18 protein-coding genes are annotated in these 25,603 nt (G+C 41.6%); 12 read left to right on the top strand and 6 right to left on the bottom strand.

The genetic code is table 11. From position 1 onward, the window contains the following. The first annotated feature begins 18 nt into the window (after positions 1–18). The gene (locus OCV52_RS06640; RefSeq protein ID WP_137408422.1) at positions 19–1,539 is read left to right on the top strand and encodes an EAL domain-containing protein; all 1,521 of its coding nucleotides are present in this window, start codon (positions 19–21) and stop codon (positions 1,537–1,539) included. Positions 1,540–1,601: 62 nt separating this feature from the next. Here OCV52_RS06640 and OCV52_RS06635 read toward each other — a convergent pair whose 3' ends face one another. Next, positions 1,602–2,420 carry an AraC family transcriptional regulator gene (locus OCV52_RS06635; RefSeq protein ID WP_137408423.1) on the bottom strand — a complete coding sequence of 273 codons (819 nt, stop codon included), beginning with the start codon at positions 2,418–2,420 and terminating at the stop codon, positions 1,602–1,604. Positions 2,421–2,621: 201 nt separating this feature from the next. Here OCV52_RS06635 and panB point away from each other — a divergent pair, with 201 nt between their 5' ends. The 3 genes from panB (at position 2,622) to OCV52_RS06620 (ending at position 7,127) form a co-directional block, all read left to right on the top strand. After that, a complete protein-coding gene (gene panB, locus OCV52_RS06630) occupies positions 2,622–3,434 on the top strand; it encodes a 3-methyl-2-oxobutanoate hydroxymethyltransferase (RefSeq protein WP_137408424.1) in 813 nt (270 codons plus the stop codon). A 1,177-nt stretch (positions 3,435–4,611) separates the two neighbouring features. Further along, positions 4,612–6,096, top strand: coding sequence for a hypothetical protein (locus OCV52_RS06625; RefSeq protein WP_137408425.1), 1,485 nt, complete (start codon positions 4,612–4,614; stop codon positions 6,094–6,096). Positions 6,097–6,404: 308 nt separating this feature from the next. Then, entirely contained in the window at positions 6,405–7,127 is a 723-nt protein-coding gene (locus tag OCV52_RS06620) for a metallophosphoesterase family protein (protein WP_137408426.1), read from the top strand. Between the two features lie 29 nt (positions 7,128–7,156). Here OCV52_RS06620 and OCV52_RS06615 read toward each other — a convergent pair whose 3' ends face one another. Next, positions 7,157–8,083: a hypothetical protein gene (locus OCV52_RS06615; protein WP_137408427.1), complete on the bottom strand. Its 927-nt coding sequence runs from the start codon at positions 8,081–8,083 to the stop codon at positions 7,157–7,159. A 386-nt stretch (positions 8,084–8,469) separates the two neighbouring features. Between OCV52_RS06615 and OCV52_RS06610 the strand changes: the two genes are divergently transcribed. Together OCV52_RS06610 and OCV52_RS06605 are read left to right on the top strand one after the other, a co-directional pair. Then, positions 8,470–8,907, top strand: a complete 438-nt coding sequence (locus OCV52_RS06610) for a hypothetical protein (RefSeq protein ID WP_137408428.1) — start codon at positions 8,470–8,472, stop codon at positions 8,905–8,907. Between the two features lies 1 nt (position 8,908). After that, positions 8,909–9,085, top strand: a complete 177-nt coding sequence (locus OCV52_RS06605) for a DUF1289 domain-containing protein (protein WP_063524636.1) — start codon at positions 8,909–8,911, stop codon at positions 9,083–9,085. 8 nt (positions 9,086–9,093) lie between these two features. On the opposite strand, the gene rcnR is transcribed toward OCV52_RS06605, so the two are convergent. Together rcnR and OCV52_RS06595 are read right to left on the bottom strand one after the other, a co-directional pair. Next, a complete protein-coding gene (gene rcnR, locus OCV52_RS06600; protein ID WP_008223718.1) occupies positions 9,094–9,369 on the bottom strand; it encodes a Ni(II)/Co(II)-binding transcriptional repressor RcnR in 276 nt (91 codons plus the stop codon). Positions 9,370–9,494: 125 nt separating this feature from the next. After that, the gene (locus tag OCV52_RS06595; RefSeq protein WP_137408429.1) at positions 9,495–10,394 is read right to left on the bottom strand and encodes a LysR family transcriptional regulator; all 900 of its coding nucleotides are present in this window, start codon (positions 10,392–10,394) and stop codon (positions 9,495–9,497) included. 116 nt (positions 10,395–10,510) lie between these two features. Here OCV52_RS06595 and accD point away from each other — a divergent pair, with 116 nt between their 5' ends. Next, positions 10,511–11,401 carry an acetyl-CoA carboxylase, carboxyltransferase subunit beta gene (gene accD, locus OCV52_RS06590; RefSeq protein ID WP_137408430.1) on the top strand — a complete coding sequence of 297 codons (891 nt, stop codon included), beginning with the start codon at positions 10,511–10,513 and terminating at the stop codon, positions 11,399–11,401. 124 nt (positions 11,402–11,525) lie between these two features. Here accD and OCV52_RS06585 read toward each other — a convergent pair whose 3' ends face one another. Beyond that, positions 11,526–14,957 (bottom strand): dual specificity protein phosphatase family protein, encoded by a 3,432-nt coding sequence (locus OCV52_RS06585; RefSeq protein WP_137408431.1) that lies wholly within the window; start codon positions 14,955–14,957, stop codon positions 11,526–11,528. Positions 14,958–15,596: 639 nt separating this feature from the next. Between OCV52_RS06585 and OCV52_RS06580 the strand changes: the two genes are divergently transcribed. From OCV52_RS06580 to OCV52_RS06560, 5 genes are all read left to right on the top strand, one after another. Next, positions 15,597–17,705, top strand: coding sequence for an LruC domain-containing protein (locus OCV52_RS06580; protein ID WP_137408432.1), 2,109 nt, complete (start codon positions 15,597–15,599; stop codon positions 17,703–17,705). 12 nt (positions 17,706–17,717) lie between these two features. Next, positions 17,718–18,197, top strand: a complete 480-nt coding sequence (locus OCV52_RS06575) for a hypothetical protein (RefSeq protein WP_137408433.1) — start codon at positions 17,718–17,720, stop codon at positions 18,195–18,197. A gap of 699 nt (positions 18,198–18,896) precedes the next feature. Continuing rightward, on the top strand, positions 18,897–19,991 hold the full coding sequence (locus tag OCV52_RS06570; protein ID WP_137408434.1) for a methyl-accepting chemotaxis protein: 1,095 nt from the start codon (positions 18,897–18,899) through the stop codon (positions 19,989–19,991). A gap of 707 nt (positions 19,992–20,698) precedes the next feature. After that, positions 20,699–22,255 (top strand): M85 family metallopeptidase, encoded by a 1,557-nt coding sequence (locus tag OCV52_RS06565; RefSeq protein WP_137408435.1) that lies wholly within the window; start codon positions 20,699–20,701, stop codon positions 22,253–22,255. A gap of 319 nt (positions 22,256–22,574) precedes the next feature. Further along, positions 22,575–23,678, top strand: coding sequence for a flavin monoamine oxidase family protein (locus OCV52_RS06560; protein WP_102424774.1), 1,104 nt, complete (start codon positions 22,575–22,577; stop codon positions 23,676–23,678). Between the two features lie 105 nt (positions 23,679–23,783). Here the strand turns inward: OCV52_RS06560 and OCV52_RS06555 are convergent, their stop codons facing one another. Beyond that, positions 23,784–25,595, bottom strand: a complete 1,812-nt coding sequence (locus OCV52_RS06555; RefSeq protein ID WP_137408436.1) for a trans-sulfuration enzyme family protein — start codon at positions 25,593–25,595, stop codon at positions 23,784–23,786. Between the last annotated feature and the right edge of the window lie 8 nt (positions 25,596–25,603).

The raw sequence follows: 25,603 nt of genomic DNA, 5'->3' as shown, positions 1-25,603 counted from the left end.
CAATTAACTAGGCCTTCTATGTTTGCAAACAAAAAAACTAGCCCAACAACGCTAGTATTTCTTTCTTTTATACCTTGTGTTCTAGCGCTCACGCTTTTGTATCTAAACTTTGGCCGCTATCTCGATGAACAAGCGAACCAGAAAGCATTGAGCATCGTTCAAAAGGTAGATGAGATTCTTGAGTTTGGTGAAGAGACCAACACGAGTGCTTTAAAGCTATTGCTAAACTCTAATGCCTGTGAAGATGAAGCCCTAGCCCTTAGACATCTGGTAGCAACCATACCTTACGTACGAAGTGCCAATCTAGCGAAAGACAATGTTATCTTCTGCACCTCTATTTGGGGTGAAGGCAATTCCAAATATGATCCTACCGCATACACTTCAGGACAATTACTGCTGCTTAATGGAAGTAAAGTTGATACTTCTCACCCTCTTATCGTGGTGAGGTCAACGTTGGATGATCACGCAGCATTAAGTGGGATTGATAGCCTTTACCTAAGAGAGTCGCTCACTTCAGGCAGCAAGTTGCGGTCATTTATTGCAGTCGGTGATAAGTGGCTTGATAGTAAAGAGTTGACCGTAAAGACAAACCCAGTAGAAAAACTCATTTCTTGGCATCAAGTATCATCAAAACAGTTTCCTTATAGCGCACATGCAGGTTTTGCTTACCCAAACATGCTGACGGCATTCTGGGCTAAAGATAAGCAATACATTGTAGCCATCATACTGCTGCAAACTCTGTTTGCCCTTTATCTTATATGGCTATCAAGGCGTCCCTCTAATCTATACCTCGAAATTGAACGTGCAATGGAGAGAAAAGAGTTTGTCCCATACGCTCAGCCGATTGTGAATAGTAAAACTCGTGCAATACAAGGCATAGAGATTCTATTGAGGTGGAAACACCCAGTACAAGGTATCGTGAGACCAGATCTGTTCATTCCTAAGGCTGAAACCTCTGGTCTTATTGTACCTATGACACACCAATTGATGCGGCTCACAGCTATGCAAATTAAGCCTTTCATAGACAAGCTACCTAGTGGTTTCCATGTGGGTATAAACATCTCACCCCAGCACTGTTCGAAAGGCACATTGCTAGAGGCGTGTCAGGAATTTATCGATATTATTGACTGTGACGACGTTACTCTAGTTCTAGAACTCACAGAAAGAGAAGCGCTAAACTACTGCGATTTAACCGATGATATTTTCGGGAAAATCAAAGCGCTCGGATGCAAGATAGCAATAGATGACTTTGGTACGGGTCACTCCTCTTTGGTTAACTTACAAAAAGTAGACCTCGACTACCTAAAGATTGACCAAACCTTTGTCCGAGACATTGGCGTTGACACAATCACAGGCCACCTACTTCAACACATGATCACCTTATCGCACGATTTATCTCTAGATGTCATCGCTGAAGGCGTCGAAACAGAGCAACAAGCAGATTATTTAAGAGAGCGAAGCGTCAACTACCTACAGGGCTTCTTGTTCGCTAAACCGATTCCACTTGAAGAGTTTTTGAAGAACCAAACAAGCCGTTGAAAATAGGCAAACAAAGCAAGCTGAGAGCATTTGTCTTTTGCTCTCAGCTTCTAAAAGATGCATCAACCTCTAAGTAACTCAATAAATCTCGCCGGGCTTCTTCCTGTCATCATCTTAAACATGTGAATAAATGATGATGGGGAGTCATAACCTAGCTCAGAGGAAATCCCGCTAACACTTTTACCCTTTAGCATTTCGTCAATAGCGACATGAACGACGAGCTGACTTTTCCATTGTCGATAACTCAAGTTAGTGTCAATACGTATAATTCTTGACAATGTGCTTTCTGAAACGTTTGAAAGCAATGCAAACTCTCGCTTGTCCATACTACATATTGACTTAATTCCTACCGAAGATATGCATTGAAGCACGCGTCTATCATGAGGCATAGGAGCGCTAGTAAACAGCCGTCTAGCGCTTTTCAGACGGTGAAAGACCAAATCAACGAGTAACTTTTGGCCACCCTCATCATTACTTGTTGGAGTTCTTTCCATCTCAATTAACAGCGATTTTAAGAAAGAATTGATCTCCACAAGCTGAGCTTTGACTGAGCAAAAATCAAAGATCTCTGAAGGCATGTAAAGGCTAACAAGTTCTACGTTGCTCAACGTTCCTACCGAATGTCTAACGCCAGCCGGAATCAATACTCCCTGCTGAGGAGACACAAGCATCCTCTCCTTGGATCTGTCTAAATACAAAAACAACGCACCTTCTTTCGCATAAAGCAACTGAACCCATGCATGGCTGTGTGCCTCAACATTTGCCCCTTTGGGAATTGAACGAGCGACCACTTTGCATTCGCTACACAAGTTTTCAAATGACTCTTTCGAAGGTGGGTAGGTTGAAATCATTGTTGATAAATATTCTCTATTCATTGACATATATTCGATACCGCCTCCATGAGTTGCTCCACTAATCTAGGCGCTACCAGAACCGAACTTGCATTACATTACCATATAAAACAATAAGATAAACAATCAACCTAATCACATTGACTCCTATCTTATTTGGGAAAACACCTAAATCAGAGTGGTTCCGGACTATTTGTCACTCAAACGAAAAACCGTTTAAAGGAAAATATTGTGAGTACACATACCTCAAAAACAAAAATCACAACCGCTAAGATAAAAAGCATGAAAGGAAAAGGGCGAATAGTGTCACTCACTGCCTATACAAAAAACATAACGCAACTAATGGATCCTTATGTCGATCTTATTATTGTTGGTGACTCGCTAGGCATGGTGGCTTTTGGCTTTGACTCTACATTGCCAGTTACCATAGAAATGATGATTTCCCACGGTTCAGCCGTAGTCCGTGGTGCCGAAACATCTTGCGTAATAGTAGATATGCCCTTTGGCAGCTACCAGGAATCGAAACAATTAGCTTATAAAAATGCAGCCAAAGTTATGGCTCAGACAGGTGCCCAAGGTATCAAAATCGAAGGTGGCCCCGAAATGCTCGAAACAGTGGAGTTTCTAATTCAAAGAGGTATACCGGTAATGCCTCATATTGGCCTATGCCCTCAATACGCCAACGTATTAGGTGGTTTTAAGGTTCAAGGAAAAACACAACACCAAAGGGACTACCTCATCGAAACAGCACGAAAATTCGAAAAAGTTGGAGCCTTTTCATTACTTGTTGAAGGCGTCGATGAGCTTACAGCTCGAGAAATCACCCGATCTGTATCGATCCCGACTATTGGTATCGGAGCTTCACCCGAATGTGATGGTCAGGTGTTAGTGACCGAAGACATGCTTGGTTTATTCACTGAATATACACCTAAGTTTGTCAAAAAATACATCGACCTAAGCCAGCTGATCAAAACATCATTTAGTGAATATGAACAAGAAGTGAGAAATAGGGCATTCCCTACTCGTGAGCATTGCTTCGATTAATTTGCCTGTTCATTGACACTCTGGGTGCGGAAAATATCAGCGCTAGATCAAACAAAACGTGCGTATATCGGGTATTTCCTGTTCAAATATCACACTTTCTCAATTACAAATTTGCAACATCTACAACATAATGTTCATATTCAACCGTCTGCATAACCTTGTAGAATATCTTTACTATGAAATAAGGGCTTTTCATTTGTAATGATTCTTCTCGTTTGTATTTGCCACCCTTCGGGGTGGCTTTTTTTTATTAAAGCCTTAGGCCGTTTTCATGTCTTCGCACGTACTCACACCGAGCTAACTCGACGAATTTATCAATAAAAACTCTTATCTATTAATACTTTACACACCATCAAACTATCTAATACCCTATCCACCGAACCAACAAATGAGGACCTATCATGTTAAAGTGGACCATATTATTTCTACTACTCAGCACAACATCTTACGCGGTGGCTTCACTAGATCCATTGGGCAATGGAAATATTCTTTAGTATTTCAGGGCTCACTTAACTAATTGATTCCATTATAGAGATACATAAAAATTTGGAATAAACAAAAATAGATAAAGAATTATAATTAAATAGAATGATTTAAGAAGCACGCTCTGCTCCCTACCCACCGAATATCCACCCAATAAGCACGTAGATTATTTAATCACCACACTTTCAATATGTACAATGGCATTTATAGCGATAAATTCCAGATTATATCCCCAGTATATAATATAGTCATTTGAACATGCCGCTAGATTTTAAGAGCTTATTAAAAGTACGACCATATGCTGCGTCAAAAAAAACAATAAGCGACAAATGGCTGACTAAATACATCAGAATAATTAAATCATGCTATAGCTATACATCGAATATATGCTGCTAGTTACTTAGAAATAGTCATTCAACCAATCATTTATAAAATATTAGTTTGCACAGCTGGCAACACAATAAAAATAACTATAATCGCGCAACTCTTTAACAAGGCTACAAAGGCATTTAAACAAAGCGTCCTAACTTACTCGTATTCATCCCAATATGTGAATACACAATGATTCCGCTCAGAATCATTGACCGTACACAACAAAAACACCTGATTCCAATGTTGGTTTCAGATAAAAAATAAAGTGGCAGTTAAGTTAGAGAGAAGCATCAATCCCACAATCAAAAACACAAGTCAGCTCATGCAAAACAAGAACATTAAGAAATACACTATTTCAATCGCAGCAATGCTATCTATGGCCCTTACCGGGTGTGGTGGCGGCTCAAGCAGTGGAGGCTCGAATGGCGGAGGTTCAAACGGTAATGGCTCAATTGATCCAGCACCGCTTGTTAAGCTTCCGGCCCTCAAATCACTGAATATTCCCCAAACCAACTTTCAGACAATTAAGCCTTCCAATTTTGATATTGAGCCCGCAAGCAATACGGCATTAAATACGATGGCGTACAAAAATTTACAAGGTGACGAGCGCATATTCGAAGTTGCCTTCCAGCCATGCGAACAATGTGACGAAGCGGTTATGCCAACGGTTACACGTGTATTCGATATCAACCAGAAGTACACCATGTTTAACATGGACAACTCAACGGTCGCTTGGAAAGGTAAAACATATCATGGCAATTACCCTGTCATCATGGACAAAGAAAGTGGTCAGCTTTATCCCATCGTGATTGACGGTAAGGTATCGGAATTTGATGCTGAGTTACAAAACGAGAGCCCATTTCTTAGCCAACAGAAACAAGGTGACTTAGCACCAAATGAGACGCTATATAGCTTTGACATTACAGATGACGAGCATTGGCACACAAGAGGAATCTACAAAGCAGTGCTAGAAGATAATGCCTTTGTCTTCAAAACGTTAAAAAGTCGTGCGTATGCCGATGAACGAGACATACAGATAGACGCACAAGGTAATATTCTCGTCGACTACCAAGATCCACCAGAAGATCATGCTGTGAATTATAATCACTATGCCTATATCAAATCTTCAGATGAATATCAGGAACTAGACTATCAAGATACGAATTCACGTTATGATTCCTTGAGAGTGGTTGATGGCAAACTAACAGGGATCGACCGTGCACAGCCAAACTACTTTTCATTTGTCACGCCAGTTGGAGACAAGCTAGTCTCGACGCAAAGCCAATACGACATTACTGGCTCTGAAGGGAATACCGTTAATACAAGTAAGCGCAGCCCACAAATTAATGGTTATGACATGAATATTGGATGCGTAGTGAATAAGCTCAATGAGAATAGCTACGACTACGTTGGAGAAAGTGCGCTGATAGACAAAAGTCGCCCCTACTCTTCATTCGATGCATTGAGAGCCTCGCAACATACCCTGTTTTGCGTCGATTACAATGAATCTTGGGTTAAGGAAGGGGTAACAGTCAAAGTATCGGCATTCGATACTGAGACTCAAACATTCTATGACTTTGATACTGGCATAGAGCTTAACAAAGACTTTTACGCACCAGACGTTGATAAATTAACCGCTATCGATGGCGCTGTCGTACAATCTGATCAAACGGTCATGTTGTACATGAATCGAATCAATAGTGATGAGATCGTAGAGTTTTACATCAACCCAATTTTACAGACGTTTGAGCAAAGAACGAATGATGGTTTTATCTCTCCAACGGGGTTCGCTTCTTTAAGCCACTAAGGTTGAATGCTTTCCTCCACTATTTTAAGGGAGCCGCTCTCTTAAACCTACCTCACATCATGCCTGCTCATCCAGCAGGCATTTTTGTACTAATCAAAACTAACGGGCGCATGGCGATTCAGGAGCTTAGGAGGAAAGAGTACCAGACAACATAGCTGAACAATTTGTAGAAAATGGTAAGCTAATTAGTATCTTGTATGACTGGGCATTTAAACCTTCGGATCTACACGCGCTCTATCCACACCATAGACGCGCATATCCAAGGTAAAAGCCCTGCTTGATTATCTTGAAATGACCGGACGCCAATAATGAACACCATTTACCAAATCAGTGACTGCCACCTCTCCGATGAATTCAGCTATGGAAATCTACGTCGAGCTCTTGAATACGTCAATAACGATCAAGAATGCGAAGTTATTTTCCTAACAGGTGACATTTGCTGTAAACCCCAACCCGGTGACTATGTTCACTTAGAAACGTTCGTTCGACACCTTACCAACAAATCTATTTATGCGATTGCAGGCAACCATGATGACTCTCGCTTAATGCGTGAAGAGCTTAAAGGTTCGACGATCTGCGTAACCGATAGAGCCACCATTTGTGGTCGTGAATTTCTATTTCTCGATTCTAGTCTCAAACCCAAAGACAGCGTTCATCCACTCGGTTCAGGACGTATCGATAATCGAGGTCTGGCCAAATTAAAAAAACAGCTGAGAAAAGCCAGCCATCCTATCATTGTTATTCACCACCCCATAATCCCTGTCGGTGCCGATTGGATGAAAGCAATCCGCCTTGAGAACGATTTTTCCATAATGAAAGTGCTTCAGAAATATAGAGTGAGAGAAGTCATTTGTGGTCATGGGCATGATCAAATAACAACGACACAACACGGCATGACCCAGTATATGGCACCTTCTACAGCTTACGGGTTCGACCACTCTATTGAGGAGTACAATCGCAGTGATAAAATTGGATTAAGTAAGATATCCGTATCGCAACACTCATTTGATTATCTGGCTATCTACCTTTGAATATGCGTATTTAGGCCAGTGCGCTACCGCTAACTGGCAAGCCACTCATCTAACACGGAGATGAATTTAGGATTTATGAGATAACCAGTAGAAGCGTGCGGGTTGCTTTGCCCGTCACACACATTGAGATTGTAAATTGGATAAATGTCTTTCATTCCACCATTAATCAAACCCAGTGTAAGCATCTCTTGAAAGTCATTTTTGATTTTGCTGTCGTGAGAGATAAAGTCATCTTCAGCCGACAAGTTCACCCACTTATGAATATTCAAAGGGTACTTTTTCATGCCCTCTAAACGGCTCCCTTTCAAGCGCTCTTTCACACTCTCATCACCTAAAGGTGAACCTAACGTAACCAGAAGATCAATCTTCTTTTTGGCGCCGTAATCATTTCGGTACTCACTGTAATGGGAGAGTTTCCATAACACGTCATAACTGATCATTGTGCCAAGGCTATGTGCGACGATCATCACCTCATCTTGGTTATCTAACGCCTCTCTCAGCTCCACCATTAATCGATACCTTACGTCGCTACCAAAGTAAGAGTCTTCATACCAATAATGACTCATATCGGGAGCAACTAATGCTATAAGTGGCTCTGCCATTTTCAAACGACTAAGCACAGAAGAAAAAGTATCCGCGAGCGCCTCTTGCAGGAACCCTGCCTTCGAAACTTCACCATACGTTTTCTTATTAAACTGATGGGACGTGTACCCTTTGAGATCGATCAAAGCCTGTTGTCGGACAAGCGGCTCTTCAGTTGGCTTGTTCAATAATGTGTTTGATAAGTCGCCAAAATACACGAAACGCTTCTCGATATTCTGGAAAGCTTGGAGTGAATCAGAACCTTTACAGTCACGCTGTAATCCATGTTCGATAGCATCGTACCACAATGATTGAAGCGACTCCCTGTCAGGCTTTTGCCCCCGACCGTGGATAAATATAATTTTCTTTGCCATACCTGAAACCTCGTGTTCACTACCGACATTAATCATCGGGCGGCTATTCTCCTGAAAATTAACGAGGATAGAACCGATTAATTTCGCTTCCCTTGTTTTATGCGGCCTACATAACTGAAATGTACCCTCGTTAAACATCAACTTGTCAGTTTTAATGCGTAAATACCCCATACATGAGGGCCTTGAATCACATGGGGAATACTGCCGGGTCAGGGTGCATCAGTGTCCTTTCAAAACAGCCAATTCCTATTCCGACACACTGAGATAGGCTCTAAGATTCGGTTATGTACAATAACCACATATACTAGGGGGTAGTATTTTATACTCAGGGGGAGTATAGTTTTTTTAACACACTATCTCACAAACCACGGCTTAAGAGTTTCCATATGAAAGATGTTAAAGGTGTTTTCCGCAACCTAGATAAGATGCTAAGAAAAACAAACTGGTTCGAGGACGGTTGGGAGATCTATAACCGTGGCGAGTACCTTCAGTTATATAAAGAGACATGGTTCAACCAAAAACAGGGCGGTATCCACTTTGAGACCTTTATCGAAGGGCCTCAAATTAAGCAAAAGGCCTTTCCTATTTGCATGCATGCGGAAGAAGACTGCCCTTCCCAAGCAGAATTTATACGCCAGTTTAAAGCACTAGAGAAAGCTCGCATTGAAAGTTGGAAAGGCTATAAAACTCAAGACAACAGTTACGGGATTTGCCAGAGAACCTTACCCCTAAACTTCAAAAACCTAGAGCAGCGTTTGTTCGAGGAATTCAACCGACTGCGCTCACTTGAAGCCAGTGTAGAGAAAGTACTAGATAGGCTCTAATATGAAAAAACAGAAAAGCCCTTGTATTGATATGTGCGACTTTTCACACAGTAAAGGGTGGTGTTTAGGCTGTGGTAGAACACGAGAAGAGTGTAAGGCTTGGAAATCAATGAAGCCTTACGCTGTTAATGTTCTCAAGAAAGAGCTAGTAAAAAGAAAGGCTCAAATGAACCGCTAAACCAAGCGCTATTTGATGTATGAATCCAATACTTTCAGTACCACTTCCATATCTTCTTCACGCTGAACTTTGTCATCTTCTAGTACCACATGCTCTAGAAGATGACCTTTAATGACCTCCCTCATCAAGCCATTCACTGCGCCACGAATCGCTGCGATTTGCTGCAGTACGTCTTGGCACTGTTGCTCGTCGTTATCGAGCATCTTTTTCAAACCATTGACCTGACCTTGTATTTTACTAACTCGGGCCTTTAGTTTTTTCTGATCTTTGGCGGTATGTGACATAACGTAGGTACTCAAGGTAATTAAAAACAAGCGGTTAACCTGTAATGTAGCACTTTAGCGATACTGGGGGGTAGTTTTTCAGTACCCGCAATACGCTTTCTAAGCAAGAGTAAGGCTCGAATGGCCTACTGCTTTGTTTTCGCACGCTGCTGCAAATGCGTTATAAAGGCGGGAACCTTCTTCGCTATGTGTTTTCTTGAGGCATAAAACGCATACAGAACTAAGTCTGCAGGCTGATATTCGAGTTCTACGATTTCTAGTTCACCAGCTTCAATCTCTTCACAACAAAGTTCAGCTGGTAGTATCGCAAAGCCTAAACCGGCCAATGCTCCAGCCTTAGCAAGCTGACCACTATTAACCTTAAATGCTGATTTGACTCGCTGCGTTACCCATTCACCATTATCGTCTGTAAAAACCCAAGGTGTACCGTTCAGTGCGGTAAAGCTACTGATACAAGGCACGTGTTTTAAATCTGTAATCTGAAACGGTTTTGAGCAGCTTTGAAGTAGTTTAGGTGAGGCAACGACAACACTCGGCCAGCGTTGGATTTCTTTAGCGATCCAGCTGTTGTCTTCTAGCTTTCCTCTATGAAAACTGACAATAACGTCAAAGCCATCGATCAAGTCCTCTTGTGGACTAATGCTAGTATCACAACACAGTGATATCGAAGGGTACTGGTTGCAAAAGGCAATAACAGCTTGAGCTAATTCGGCAGAGTCCGGCACTAAGATGTTTAATTGTCCCTGTACGTCTTGAGAGTGTTGTGTGACCTCTTCTATCGCCTGATTGAGTTTATCCAACAAGGGCTTCGTACGCTGATAAAGATGCTCGCCAGCTTCTGTTGGAGCGATACGACGCGTGCTTCTCACAAACAGTCTTACATCTAGTTGTTGCTCTAACAACGCGATATGTCGGCTAACATTTGAAGTCGGTAAACACAGAAACTCTGCCGCTCTTTTGAAGCTATTGTTCTCATAAATACAATGAAAACTCTTTAGCCATTGCTGATCAATTTTATCCAGCATATCCCCTCTCATACAATCTCATATTATTGGATTATGAAACCCAAAATTGACACTTTATTACCAAAAACAGGCTTATACAATATTCATCACTCGAACGATGGGAATAAAGGTTATCCATGAGCTGGCTAGAAAAACTATTGAATAAGAACAACTTAAAACGTAATCTCAAAGCGTCAATCCCAGAAGGTGTCTGGATCAGCTGCCCTTCTTGTACTCAAACCTTGTACCATATCGCACTCAAGGAAAACCTACAGGTGTGTCCAAAATGTGGGCATCATATGCGCATGACAGCACGTCTTCGCTTAGACACATTTCTCGATAACAGCGAGCGAACGGAGTTAGGCACTCAATATCTACCAATAGATCTGCTCAGTTTTAAAGACAACAAACGCTATACCGAGCGACTGGCCTCTGCACAAAAAAGTACAGGAGAAAAAGATGCACTGGTCGTGATGAAGGGCGAGCTACTTGGAATGCCAGTTGTCGCATGTGCTTTCGAATTTGCTTTTATGGCTGGGTCAATGGGATCCGTTGTAGGCGCTCGATTTGTGGATGCAGTCAATGAAGCAATTGAATCAAACTGCGCACTGGTATGTTTTTCAGCCTGCGGGGGAGCGCGCATGCAAGAATCACTCATGGCGTTGATGCAAATGGCGAAAACCAGCGCTGCGCTCAAACGATTGTCTGAAGCTAAACTGCCCTATATCTCGGTACTCACCGACCAAACCTTTGGCGGTGTCTCAGCCAGTTTAGCCATGCTGGGCGATATCAATATCGATGAGCCTAGAGCGAGAATCGGGTTCGCGGGTCGAAGAGTCATTGAACAAACGGTACGGGAAAAGCTACCTGAAGGTTTTCAACAGAGTGAATTCTTACTCGAACATGGTGCTTTAGACATGATTGTAGATAGGCGCAACATGCGTAAAAAAGTGGCAAGACTTATCGCCATGATGACCAACACCACCCATCAAAAGCGTGAGCTGAAAGAGCGAAGGCACTTAATATAGAGCAGCTCTAAGCCCTATTTATTTTTCCACGATTGATTTAACCACTGCCCCACTCGATTACTTATTCGAGGAGGCAGTGTAACCTAACAGCTCAGCATCACTGCGGAGACGAGTACAAGGTCAATTATACCGTGGCACTCTTGTTTTGAAGATATTCAAGGTATTGATTTAAAACCTCTATATCATCAGAACGTTCGAGTGCTTTTGGATGAGTTTTACGAATCGTATCAATGCTATTTTTCACATCCAAATATGATAAAACGGCTTGTTCGGATTCGATGGAAGGTTTGACGTAAGCCTTAGTCCCCTCGAGCACATTACTCAAGTCTAAACGGCTCTCGTTGAACATTTGTTTCATTATCACTGCCGACTTAACCATACCAGAGCGACCATCACCTAACGCACAATGGACTAACACATTCCCTTCGCGTGTACTCAATAAGTCCAGTACCCGATTCGCTAGACCATCGATATCTTCACTTAAAGGCTGTGTAAGGGCTTTGATTGAAAAGAAGTCCTTAATATACGTCGTCTTGTTAGAGATATACTCGATATTGTGACTCGCTAGTTGCTTAGTTAGTGATACGATCTCTCTTGCCGACATCCCAGAATCAAGGGAGATCAATGCCGAGACATTGTTTTGTTTTAGGTTTTCACAAAACGTCATCAGCTGCGCGCCAGTAGAATAGTTTTTATTAGGTCGACCAATCGAACCAATCCTAAGCTCGGGGTGAATGTGTATGTTCTCAACTTTCCCCTTAGTGTTAGTAGACTTTTGAACGATAGCTTTTTTGAATATCGGCTTCTGAACACCTTTTATCTTGTACTTTGCAGGGGTAGATTGGCTAAACTTAGTGCCACTCCAATCTACCTGGGTTGGTACAGTACCGAACTTTTTGATTTTTACTTCAACGGGAATCCCCAGCTTCGCTGCGGCAATAAACCTGTGCTGTCCATCCAGAATATGAATGCGGCCAGTTTGTGGAGAACGCCAACCAGAAATCAGAATCGGTTCATCCGCCTGCCTTACTATAGAGACCTTTTCATCGATAATAGATTGAAAAACTTCAGGCTGAGCTGGCAATGGAATCTGATTGTCCGATACGACTTTTCCAACGGGTCCTTTTCCATTAAAACACCAGTCAAACGTCTCAAGTACAACGTTTCCAGAAGAGGCACCGTAAGCACTATTCACTTTAAAGCTGCCCGCACCACCACTTAAACCCATCGTTTTGATGGTTTCTAAACGTTCACTGGTTTCTTTCAGGAACTTGTACTTTTTAATCGCTCTTATCTTACTTTTTAGATCGCCGATGGCATCGCTCGATATAAATTTAGAACGGCGTATAAATTCGTCAGAGATATCGTTTACAACGCTTCTCATGAAGGCCGTTTTAGATAAACGAATCACTCTAATATTTTTCACTACACAAGCATTTACAACAACAGAGAGGTTAACGTTCAACGCCTTAGCAATCGGGGAAAAAATGGGAATGATGTCTGCTAGAAGTACAATTGAATCAAGAAAAATCGACTCAATATCTTGAATATCTACTTCATAATCAGGATCGTTTATCATCTTCTGCGCGACTTGTAAGAACGGAACCTTGTTGTTTAATGCAGCTTCCATTGAGCTTTCAGTAAACAGAACTTCCTTCATTTCGACCAATTTGTCGCTCAGAGATAACTTAAACTCATTGGCAACCAAATCTTTCAAAAGATAATTCTCTTGGAACTGTTTTTTGGTACCTACCTTTTTAAACGACTGAGCAATCAGGTTAAATTTAAGGAGCGTCGTCTCTTGTACTGCGTCCCACATAAAGTTATCAAATCTATGATTGCGCAGTAAGAAAGGTTTAGGTTGCTCCTGAGTGTCGTCAAAACCTGTTGGAATGTTCAATTTAAAGAAGATAGCGTTTAACGCTTCGTATGATACATCTTTCCAGTTCTCATCCGGTTTAGGCAACACTTCAATCAACTGAGTAACAAGCTCATTATCGGCCCCACCTAGGTAAGTCACTCGGTGATGGAATGCAAATGTGCTGACTAAGAAGTGGCGATGGTTGCTATCTTTAGCGAGAACAATTCTGCCGCTCATACCTAGATGAGTTTGCAGCATCAGCACCGCTGGTTTTATCGCTAAAGATATAGCCTCTGTCGTCGGAGCAGACATAAACAAATTAGCAAACAGAGCAATGAAAGCCTTCACTGAATCATCACAGTTCGGAAATTTCTCTTCGACCAATCGATACGCTTCAGCAATACCCTCTGCTTTACCAACCACGTAGTCATCAAGAATATTTTTAATCGCATTCTTACTGTAGAAAGGCAGTATTATATCTGCGGATGAAATAATGCTGACATTGCTATTCAAGTCACTTTGATAGATTGATTGGTCACGAATCAGAGTGTCCAAATCCTGCTCGAAATCAGAGTTTTTATATTCAACAAACTGCGCATAATATTGACTGTCCGAGTTGAAATTTTCTCTACCTACTATCTTTTCAATAGCGAGAGTTGATTGGCTTTCATCCCCCTCCAGTTCCATGACTTCAGAAAGTACACTAATTAAATGAATAACATCATTAAATCGTTCTACTACTTGGGGTTTTTCATAAACAATAATGTCGTCTAGCTTAATAGCGTCACTGTAAAATAACGCCATGGTATCCATTACCTGAAATTCTAGACCATCCTTAGACTCATCTCGGATCAGTACCTTCTTAGGTATATTATTTTTTAATAAAATTTGGTCGAAAGTTTCGTCCAAATAATCCAATGAAGTGCTCATCTCATCAGATATTGCTGTCATTTTCACCAAAGCTAAACGGAAAGCAGCTTTATCATCACCTTGAGAACAAGCATGGTAGATCTCTACCTCTCTCGTAGCATCACTAAGTACTTTAGCTATATTAAATTCATCTAAGCTGTCGTGAATATTCCCACTTAACGCTCTTTTTACGATAGCGTCTACTTTTTTCAGTGAGATTTTAGCGCCCGATTCGGGAATAAGCTTAATTTCTTCTTTGAAACCTGAATTGCTAAGTGCAAACAATACTCGGCGCTTTTCTGCTTTAAAAAACGTATAAATCAGAGCGCTTTCTAACCTATAGTACAAACTACTTTCGCTGTACTTTAAACTCCTGATTGCACTGTTCAATGGTTCCCCTAACAGGCCTTCATCGCGACGCTCGAGAAGGTTTTCGATATAAATCATTGTTCTCGCAATGCTTGATTTAACAGCGAGGTTTCTAGATTTTTCATCACTTTTATATCGATAGCTAATCGTGTTCATCACACTTACTTTCAAGTTTTGTATGAAAATCAAGCTATTTAAATCATTAATCTTGCTGACTATATAGTGTCTTACGTAGTACTTATCATCGATAGCCTTGTAATCCTTTAAAGAAAGAGATTTATACTCAGCAAGCTCCTTGTTAACAACTTCTAGAATTTGAGACATTTTTTGTATTTTTTCTAGGTTGCTATCACTATTTGAGCATATAACTTCAATTTCTTTAATATCCACATCTCTATGTGAACTACTTAATAACACAAGCTATTTCCTTATTGATATTTTAATTGGGATATTGATGATAACTTACATTATATGAAAATTTAAACACCTTTATTTATATCAACAATCAGTAATTTACTAATTTACTAATTTACTAATTTACTAATTTATATATTCCAAAAATTAGATCGCCAAGAATTAGAAAAAGCTTAAATTCACCAAAATAATGAAAAACCGAATCTCATTCATATTTATCATCTCAAATAATTTAAAACAAGTTAATAGTCAAATTAATTCCCAGATATACCATCTTAATATTAAGTAAATACTATATACAGCAATGCCTTACAGTTAAAGCATGTATATATGAATAATACTTTTAGTTTTTGGGTCCATCTAATTTAATAATAAAAACGGAACAGTTGAATAATTCTAAAAAGGATAACATTTATCCTTTACTAATCTAACAACCGTTACCAATGAGCGAACATGGGCTTTTGCTCAAGTGTTGTGGAAACGTAGCATGCGTTAATCCACTCCTTTTTTGACTATCATTATGACAATTGCGATACCCCTAAAAAAAAACAGTATATAAAACATGAAGTAATAACTGGCATAGAAGTTTCATACTCACTTAGACAACCCCATAGATGCTTAGACAAACAAAAGGGACTTAGCATGAAACGACTATTGGTTATAGCAGCAGGACTGACAGCGAGTTCAGTGAGTATGGCAGGACCATTTACGTCTTGCCCAAGTGATGCTTACCTAATACAAGGTAAGCCAGCCTCAGTGTATTCCGTTGACTTAGTGACAGGTAACAACAACTTAGAGACAGCAAGTATTGGCTTGGGGCAGTCTGGCTTTAATGCGGCAGGTTTCAGTGAGAATGACGGATACCTATATGGCTACGACAGCACTGGCTCTAGGGTTTTGAGGATGGGCAGTGATTTTCTAGCATCAGAGGTAACTGTTTCAAATTTGCCTAATTACAGTTTCATCGCCGGTGATGTCTATGACGACTATCTCTATTTCTACAACAAAACGAAAGGTATCTTCAAAATTAACCTAGCCCCCTTAGCGTCAAACTCCTCTGCAAGCTTAACCATGCAAACCGTCAAAACTTACAACAGCACCAAAGCCAACCACGCAGATATCGCAATCCACCCAAATAACGGAAAAATTTACGGTATCGACAATAATACCGGTGATTTGTTCGAATACCTTCGCTCGGACGGAGCTAGAACGAATTTAGGTGATACCGGGTTGGGAGGAAATAGCTTTGGTGCACTTTATTTTGACGGTGCCGGCTACCTTTACGCCGCCAGTAATAGTTCCGGTAATATCTACAGAGTCGATTTAACTGACCCGACAAACATAACGAATGTTAACGGTGTTTTTTTTGCAAATGGTCCGGCATCCGGTTCAAATGATGGTGCACGATGCGCTAGTGCAGACGCGGTTCCAACTAACTCTAACATTGATTTTGGTGATGCCCCTGACACTTACAGTACTACGTTGGCGTCAAATGGTCCCCGACATGACATAGATGGTGTGACTTATCTGGGTAGCATCTCTCCTGATGGTGATTCTGGGGCTCTTACAGACGATAATGCCGTTGGTACAGCCGATGAAGATGGCATTGGTTTCGTCGCAGCCCTAGATCCTGGATTAAGTTCAGTTATTGAGGTAACGGCGTCCTCATCTGGTTACTTATCTGCTTGGTTTGATTGGAACCGAGACGGTGACTTTGAGGATGCGGGAGAGCAAGTCTTCACTGACACGCTGCTCAATGCTGGTAGCAACTCTCTACCATTCATCGTCTCTCAGTCTGCTACAGCAGGGACAAGCTGGAGCCGTTTTCGTTTCAGTCAGCAAACAGGGCTTAGCTACAACGGTGGTTCAACGTCTGGTGAGGTAGAAGACCACCCCATTACCATCACTGCAAATGGCTACGCCGTTGAGTATTTCCCAAGTGCTGACGACTATGCTTCCGTCGCCTTTGAGGACAACTGGCCGTACACGGCAGATTATGACATGAACGACGTCATAGTTGATCTCCAAATTACGGAAACCACATTGGCCACTCATGTTGAAATTATAAAAATTTCAGGGAAGCTGATGTCCTATGGGGCAACGTATCAAAATGGCTTTGCTATTCGACTGCCAGGCATCACACGAAGCAGCATTGAATCAACGTTGACTACGTTGAAGTTTGATGGTGTTGAACAACCCTCTAACGGCTTAGAAAGCATATCCGATGAAGCAATATTTATCATCGGTGAAGACATGAGTGTGCACGCAAACAATAGTAGCGGCTGTACTTTCTTTAGAACCGAAACGGGCTGTGATACGAGTGCCTCTTTGTTTAGCTTTACCTTAGAGGTCTATTTTACCGAAGGCTCTGATCGCTCGTCAATTACCGGCATGCCGTACGACCCATTCATATTTGCGACACCAAACACTTATCACGGCGAAGGGCTCCCATTCCATCCAGGCAGAACTTGGGAGGTTCACCTCTCAGGACAAGCACCTACCGAGCAATTTGATACAAGCTTGTATGGTATTGGTGTCGATGCCAGCTTAAATGGTTCAAACAACTACTTTAAAACTGCAACATACCTTCCGTGGGCGCTACTAATAATGGAAGATTGGGAGTGGCCACTTGAATACATTGATATCGTTGACGCTTATCCAGAGTTCCAAGCTTGGGCTGAATCAGGGGGTGTCACAGATGAGAATTGGCACCAATCACCAGCAGCCGGCAAAACCTATAATCTTCCATAGAGAGAAAATATTATGAAATACTTATTAATAGTTCTGACAGGAATTTTGCTTACCGCATGTGGGGGTGGTTCTGGAGGTGATAGCTCTGGCGCTAACACTCCAGATGCGAGCAGTGATGTTAGTCACCCTCCAACAGCTGAGCCGATATTAGCATCACAAGAACACAATCCAACCATGCAGGATTTAGTGATTCCGGCAGGGTTTAACTACGATCCAGTAAAGACTGGTTCACTGGATGTCGATATTAGTGATTTTTCTTCACAACGCGCGCATTTAAGCTTGTATAAGCAATACCAAGAAGAAAGTTCGGGACACTATAAAGCGGATTATCAAAGCAAAGTGGTCTCTGTTCCTCTAGATAGTGGTAAGGCGAAGTTTGACTTTAACATGTCTGATAGCCAGAAGAGTTTACTGGTTGAAATTTGGTTTTACGATGGAACCGATCCTATAAGACGCGTTATTTCACCAAACGATCAAACCTTTACATATTGACCCTCCATAACAGTCAATAACGGCCTTTTGTCCTTGAAAGTCGCATTATTCCTTCGAATATGCGACTTTCTTTATACAAGCACTAGAAGTACAAAAAAGCCAACACTAACCAAAATACAAGAGAAATAGCACAGTACTTTCATCGATTTAAAGGCTTCATTGTGTCCCACCTGGCCATGGGAGGCGATCTCCAACTGTATTGGATGTTTTGTATCACACTCAAACAACAAAACCGTTGTCATGATAATAAACAGATATGATTAACATCAAGGGAGAAAGAATGCTCAACACTCCTTTTATTCCAAGAAACGAACAAAGCTGTTCTCTATCAATCTGCTCACTATTAAGCTTTCAAAATAAGCATTGAGTCAAAGTGAAAACTTAACTCTATGTATGCTCATGTCTTTGAGCAAGTTATCGTAAAATAACAACTCGCAGAACGGAAGCCCTAATGGTAACTAGTATGAAGTCTAAGTCTTTAAGTTGGATTCCAAGTAAATCGCGTTCAATATTAGTACAAGTAACTGTAAATAATTTCTACTAATCAGATCACCTAATCAAGCTATTTAGACTAACAACATTGTATTATTTTGTTACAATCTCGCAGATTCTTATTACCTTTAAAAACAGTAAGTTATCAACAAAACCAATATTATCAGCATCGACAATAAATTTTTAATTTATACATATAGGTATTTTATGTTTGGAATAAAAACAATAAAACTAGAAAACCAATCACTTAAAAAAAAACTCGCCGAACTAAAAAAGAAGTATCATTCTGATATTAATGCTCTCGAAATAAAATTAAATAAGTCGCAAAACCTTGCTCAATCGACACATCAACAACATCACAACAGCAGTGAAATGATGTCTAATTGCTTGAAAGGTGGAGATATGCTCAAAACCATTCAAAAAGAGATGGTTGAAAGTGCTAAATCGATGGCCCATGAAAACCAAGAGCTTCAACAGCTGGATGATATGTTTAAACAAACACATCAAGCATTAGTACGCTTAGACAACCGAGCAATTAAGATCAGCGATCAGGCGTCTCAAAGCATTCAATCTGTCGATATTTTGGATCATACAGCTGGTGCTATTTCTAACCTTGTATCGACTATCCAAGAGATTTCAGATCAAACTAACCTTTTAGCATTAAACGCAGCTATTGAAGCCGCGCGCGCAGGTGAGGCTGGACGCGGATTTGCAGTCGTCGCTGACGAAGTAAGAACCCTTGCGGGTAAGGCCAGTGAAGCTAGCGAAAAAATTGACTCATTAGTCAAGCAAGTCTTGGTGCAAGTAAACGCGATAAAGATCTCAATTGGGGAGAACCAAGTTTGCGCTGAAGAAGTGTCAGCATCTTCCGCGCAAATAAGCTCTATTGTTAACGAAGTGGTTGTGAAGTCGGAAAACATGAAGCAAGTGATTCATATTGCTTCTACTCGTGCATTCTTGGATTCGGTCAAACTCGACCACGCTATCTGGAAAAATAACACCTACCGTCTACTCCAAAGTGGTTCATTCACTGAAACCATCAATACTCACTCAGAGTGTCGCTTAGGACAATGGTATTATCGCGGTGATGGTAAAGCTTACAATCATTTGAGAAGCTATCAATTGCTTGAAGAGCCACACAAACAGGTACATGACAATGGTCGAAAAGCCATGAGTCAAGCAGCCTCGGGGGATACAAAAGGCGTAATCACAGCGGTTCAAGCAATGGAAGAGGCGAGTATCCAAGTCGTGTTCCAAATTGATCGTTTAATGAATGAAATTATAGAAACTGAATCAATGTAGTTTTTGTCGAGCCAACATATACCGACCAGACCAGAGATCCAACTAGTAGGTCAATTCCAAGCATCTTGATATCTTCAAATTTTATGCGTGGCACCCTATAGTTGTAGAGTGCCGCTAAACAATTGGATTTGTTAGTAAAAGTTGGGATTCTCCTACAATCAACCTTCTACTTTTTACCACTAGCGGCATTATGTTGTTTCTTGGTTTAGTAGTTTTATTTAATCAAACAACTGCTGTAATTACCGTACTGATGACAATGCCAGCCGCTTTAATCTTTAGACTTGACTCTTCGAACCCAAAGCATTGAACTCGTTTTGCTATTGCCGCGACCGCATGGGGTTTAACTCAAGCTGTCAGCTCTCTGCTACTTATCAGTGGGTTAACTTTTTTAGTTACCTTTGGCCCCTGAGTTGCTTTACTTGCAAGCGCTGCAATCAATGGCTCCCTTTAGAGTCGCCTGGCATGTCTAGCCGAATTATAGATTTCGGCCATACCGCAACCACTCGGAAAGATCAATGAGAACTCTGCGTGTTTGTGCTCAACCGAACATTTTCCTTTACGGAATATACGAGAATTAAGTGAATATTCCTTTACAATCTTTTAAGTTCGATTGACTCGTAGTGTAAGCCCATTTTTGCACTTCAACACTTGATTTAGCTTTCGATAAGTAAATAATATAACTCCACCCAATATGCGTTGAGTTTAACATGCTTAAGTATCCAGTATTACTTGCAACCCTGATATTAACTGTTGTTACCCCAAGAGATGCATTTGCTGAAAGTGAAAAGCCCGAGCGTGACAGTGATGATTATGCTAACTATGTCGTCAACACTGGTATGCAGCAACCTCTAACACGTACTCAAAGAGCAGCTATTTCTTCAGCAATAACACAATCGGTCGTTTCTAGCTATGGAAGTATTATCGATCGCCATACAGCAGCTTCAATAGAATACACATTAATAGATGCGCTATTTAATTCGCCAACATTTCAACATGCTATTTCTTTTGGTCTTCATAATAACGAAGAAAATGTAGGGCAAATTCTCTTCACAAATGAATACGAGGTGAATGAAGAGCGCGAAGGAGATTTTTCCGATGTTGATGAAGTAGAAATTGACGATATCGAAGATTCTGATGCTGAACAAGTGCCAATTATTGCAAGCCATGAAGCTCGCGAGAACGACTATGGTACACCTGTCGTGAATATAGGCGTCGCACCTAGCATCCATTCAAGCGACTACCCATGGTGGCAAGAAGCATTAATTCATGAGGTAATTCATCATATTACAGGTTCATCTGACACCGATAGTCTGAACAGACATGGTCCTACCGAGATTTTAGCTCAAAATGTGGCAAATGAGCTTAATTGGCCAATCCCCACTTTCTCAGGATATGGAGATCCCTCCAGAGTACAAGCATTAAAAGAAAGAAACTTTTCTGCTTTAATTCAAACCATTAATAGACACCCTTCAGAGGCATCTGCATTACTGCAAAGAATATCGATTATCGCAAGAGGCTCAAAGGCTTCTACGAGTTTTAGTTTACTCACTTCGTTCTGCTCATCAATGAATGTAGACTTACCTGATCGCCCTAACTTTGATGACGACGACTTTAGTATGGGGGCTGCTTTCTTTAAAGGCGCTAGCGCAAGTAACTCAGACCAATGCAGTTTTGATGTGAAGGATCGAGCTAAGCCGATAAGTGATTCTATTCACTTTGAAGGAGGACAGTTTCTTATTAAGAGGGATCTGATCAACCTGAACTTGTCTGTCGCAAAACTTGCATTTTTAAGAGCTAAAAATGGCGGCGGCTTTTACAATAAAAACTGGGCGTCCTGGAAGTCGTGGTATAAAGCATCCGCTTGGAAGCATCTATTGGGATTTGGTTTGTATGGATACGGTCAGGAACAAGCTCAGGGTAATGACATCTACAATCCATATGGAATTCGATTTAACGATGGTTCATTTTCCATTGGCGTCGTAGGAAGAGATATAAACAACAGTACCAAGAGTGATAATTTTACCACTCTCGCGGGCACTAACTGGAACACAATTAGATACGCTGGTCAGATGTTTTTTGATCTAAATGGCAGGCCCGTCGCACTCGTTATAACGGACCCTATAACTGGAGGACTTGGTTCTGGTTGGTCATTTGTCTATACCAACGGACAGTGGCAGTACGAGTCACAAGATGATTGGGATGAACGCCTGCTCAATCACTCAGTGTTATCAATGGATAGTGATGCCCCCCAATTTTCTTTATAAACTCCCTCAGATGCACCAAAGACAAAAGCAGCAGAACCACTTTCTGCTGCCTTAAAGCTTCCAACAATCCTTATAATAACAAGCTAGCTTAAAAGTAATTATTGACGCTCGGTAGCTTTTGCAATAGCTAGCGCATAAGCTACATAGAATCTCATTTCGACACTTTAAAGCCGTCGAAATGTGTCCTTTCATAAGAAGTTCATATCAAGAATATTTCAAATAGAAAACTTCACTTTTACCTACCTACTGATAGGTATTGCCATAGAATTTAAAAAAGCCTAAACTACCTATCGGTAGGTAGGCAAATATAAGGCAAGCAATGAAATACGATTTTATTATAATAGGAGGCGGATTAAGCGGCCTCTACACAGCAGCATACCTAGAAAAAACTGGTTATAGCTACTTATTACTAGAAGCTAGAGAAAGGCTCGGCGGTAGAGTCTTATCATCTTCGAGCTTGACTGCAACAAGTCCAAGTGACCAATTTGATCTTGGCCCTTCTTGGTTTTGGCCTCAAATAAATCAGCGAGTTATGAGACTTGTCGATAGCCTATCACTACCAATCATAGAACAATACGAAACGGGCGACATGATGCTAGAGCAGGCGGGAGGTAAGGGGGTTCGCAAAGTACCTAATCAATTCTTTTCCGCACCTCAGTCCATGAGAGTTTCTGGGGGTATAGCACAATTAACCATGGGCGTTGCTGCACTTCTTAACCAAGATAACATTAAGTGTGGGCATCAATTACAAGGAGTTAATCATACTGAGAGCCAAGGATTTGCATTAGATGTTCTCCACCAAAAAAAGGCCATACGCTTAGAAAGTGAAAACATTATTCTTGCACTTCCTCACCGTTTAATTGCAAATAACATTCGCTTTTCCCCTGCACTTCCAACAAAAGCACTCGAAGCTCTGAAAAGAGCACCCACATGGATGGCCGCCCATGCGAAATTCTTCGCACTTTATGATAAACCGTTCTGGCGGAAGAATGGATTATCAGGGTACGCAAATAGTCAAATTGGCCCACTGGTGGAAATTCATGATGCGAGTGCTGAAAATGGGCATGCTGCTCTATTCGGGTTTGTAGGTTTCAATGCCGAAACACGAATGAAGCTAGGTACTGCACAATTAAAAACCATGGCGGTTGAACAGCTTTCAAGGATCTATGGTCCAGAAGCTTACAACACCACCGAAGTGAAGCTGTTAGACTGGTCAAAAGAAATTTACACAGCCGTTGAAGAGGATCAATTGCCCCCTTCCACTCATCCTCAATATGGGTTGCATACTTCGTTAGAACGACTAGAAAAACAGGGCATTTATTTTGCAGGTACTGAATCTGCAAAAGAGTTTGGAGGATTTATCGAAGGTGCCTTAGAAGCGGCAGAGCGTGTAATTCAAGAGATTGCTACACGGAAAAACTAGATTACTGATATAAATATCTGATAAATCTAAAGCGCCCTAATTTTATTAAATAAAGAGGGCGCTTACTCATCATTTTGAGTCGCTTTCGCGAAATTCTAACCGCCTTTACTGACTCAGCTGACTGAACTTAGGCAGACTCTTCACAAACCTTTGGTGCACGTCCATATAAGTTTGCATATAGATCTTGTCGATATGCTCGTTACTTGGGAAGCTCGATGAGAAATCAACATGTTTACGGTCAATCGATAACTTAGCGGCTTCGATTATGTGTGCAATGAACATGCGAGGATCTTCTAAACCAATCGAGATGCGCATCGTCGTTGGCTTGATTCCCGCCTCATTGAGTGCCTCGTCGCTCAGTTCTGAGTGAGTGGTCAATGCAGGACACAGCGCCACCGTATTGGTTTGCCCAAGACTTACTTGCATACCGATAGCGGGTTCAAGCATGTCGAAGAACTGCTTAAATCCATCTCGATTGATTGGTGCTCGATTACCATTCCCTTCCATATCGATAGTAAACAGTGCGGCTGGCAGCCCTAAGTACATATTGTTTCGACAGTGTTCGTAGTTATCACTGTCTGGCAAAGCAGGACACGACACATTAATGTCTGGGTGAGCATCAAAAATTTTCGCTAGAGTCAGCGTATTAATGGTTTTCTGCACCACACGCATCTCATAAGTTTTCATGCCATTGAGCACCTCAAACGCTTTGTCTGCATCTAAGAAGGCACCTTTAATGTAATACACATTCCAAAACAGGGTTTCATTCCAAGGAATCGTCACCCCCTCACCATTGGGCTTGGTGAAAGTCACTTCCTCTCCTTTTGGCACAAACATGGTCTCGTTGCGCCCAATCACCACACCTGCTGTGGTGGTGCCAGATCCGGCCAGCTCTTTGGTATACGAGTGAATCACGTAATCCGGCCTTTCCATCACATCATCACGCTTGAGAACTGGGTGTAACAGCGGCGTACCTACAGTCGAATCCACAATCACATCCCAACCACGAGAATGAGTCACCTTACTAATGTTGGCGACATCTAACACGTAACCATGTGGGTTACACGGTGACTCAAGATAGACATAGATCTTCTTACCTGCAGCGAGGCGATCAGCATACTTGTGTGCGACCTCATCAAGGCGAGCCGCAAAATCGTCACCGGAGTAACCATCCACCCACTCGACAGCGACATTGAGGTTCGAAGGTTTACCAAACCAATCTTCTAACAGCTGATAAGAACCGCCGTAGATGTTGCGTGAAGCCAAAACAATATCTTCATGACCTAGCAAGTGACTTAGTAAGCCATCTATGGCCGCCATCCCCGAGTTAAAGTTCCAAGCAAGGTACTCGTTGGCTCTCGATCCTGCTTCAAGATCAACCATATGGTTTGCCAGAGAGATTGATGTTGGGTTCAGCAATCGAGAGTAAATATCGTGAAGTGGCTCTTTACCGTTGAACGCATCTTCAATCCACTCAGTACAGGCAAACAGATAAGTCGCCGTGCGAGTAATAACCGGGCTGGCAGAAAAGATAGCTGCCACATTGTCGAAAATAGGATACGCCCCTTTTGAGGCGAAATTACCATTGTTAGTCGTAATAGACTGGTAAGTCGCACGCATCGGGTTTTGCAGGTTATCGAGGATCTTAGCGATCTGGAACGACAAAAAGCGTTTGGCGTTAAACCAAGCGATACGGTCACTCTTATCCAGCTCTGAAAGGCCATCAACCGTCAAAGCCCAAAGATCGTGGGTCTTGGTATTGGCTGTGTACAGTGTCGTCGCCAATTCCACCAGCGTGGTGCCGTAATCGCTGCTTAGATCAATACCAAAGTGTTTTGCTTGCTCAATGGCAAGGGCTTCTGCTTGTTCATGTTTGGTGGTTTTTCGCAGTGGGCTAAGTTGAGTTGCAGTATTCATAATTGCTA

This window comes from Vibrio chagasii, assembly GCF_024347355.1.
GTDB classification, from domain to species: Bacteria; Pseudomonadota; Gammaproteobacteria; order Enterobacterales; family Vibrionaceae; genus Vibrio; species Vibrio chagasii.
Note: the sequence above shows the minus strand (reverse complement) of the source record. Positions and strands in the feature narration are given on the sequence as shown.

Bases quoted from the DNA above. Each gene is read 5' to 3' on its own strand.
- OCV52_RS06635 (WP_137408423.1), bottom strand. From the start codon at position 2,420: ATGTCAATGAATAGAGAATATTTATCAACAATGATTTCAACCTACCCA.
- OCV52_RS06580 (WP_137408432.1), top strand. From the start codon at position 15,597: ATGAAACGACTATTGGTTATAGCAGCAGGACTGACAGCGAGTTCAGTG.
- OCV52_RS06560 (WP_102424774.1), top strand. From the start codon at position 22,575: ATGAAATACGATTTTATTATAATAGGAGGCGGATTAAGCGGCCTCTAC.
- OCV52_RS06640 (WP_137408422.1), top strand. From the start codon at position 19: ATGTTTGCAAACAAAAAAACTAGCCCAACAACGCTAGTATTTCTTTCT.
- rcnR (WP_008223718.1), bottom strand. From the start codon at position 9,369: ATGTCACATACCGCCAAAGATCAGAAAAAACTAAAGGCCCGAGTTAGT.
- OCV52_RS06615 (WP_137408427.1), bottom strand. From the start codon at position 8,083: ATGGCAAAGAAAATTATATTTATCCACGGTCGGGGGCAAAAGCCTGAC.
- OCV52_RS06555 (WP_137408436.1), bottom strand. From the start codon at position 25,595: ATGAATACTGCAACTCAACTTAGCCCACTGCGAAAAACCACCAAACAT.
- OCV52_RS06575 (WP_137408433.1), top strand. From the start codon at position 17,718: ATGAAATACTTATTAATAGTTCTGACAGGAATTTTGCTTACCGCATGT.
- OCV52_RS06565 (WP_137408435.1), top strand. From the start codon at position 20,699: ATGCTTAAGTATCCAGTATTACTTGCAACCCTGATATTAACTGTTGTT.
- OCV52_RS06570 (WP_137408434.1), top strand. From the start codon at position 18,897: ATGTTTGGAATAAAAACAATAAAACTAGAAAACCAATCACTTAAAAAA.
- OCV52_RS06605 (WP_063524636.1), top strand. From the start codon at position 8,909: ATGAAAAAACAGAAAAGCCCTTGTATTGATATGTGCGACTTTTCACAC.
- OCV52_RS06595 (WP_137408429.1), bottom strand. From the start codon at position 10,394: ATGCTGGATAAAATTGATCAGCAATGGCTAAAGAGTTTTCATTGTATT.
- OCV52_RS06610 (WP_137408428.1), top strand. From the start codon at position 8,470: ATGAAAGATGTTAAAGGTGTTTTCCGCAACCTAGATAAGATGCTAAGA.
- accD (WP_137408430.1), top strand. From the start codon at position 10,511: ATGAGCTGGCTAGAAAAACTATTGAATAAGAACAACTTAAAACGTAAT.
- OCV52_RS06625 (WP_137408425.1), top strand. From the start codon at position 4,612: ATGCAAAACAAGAACATTAAGAAATACACTATTTCAATCGCAGCAATG.
- OCV52_RS06620 (WP_137408426.1), top strand. From the start codon at position 6,405: ATGAACACCATTTACCAAATCAGTGACTGCCACCTCTCCGATGAATTC.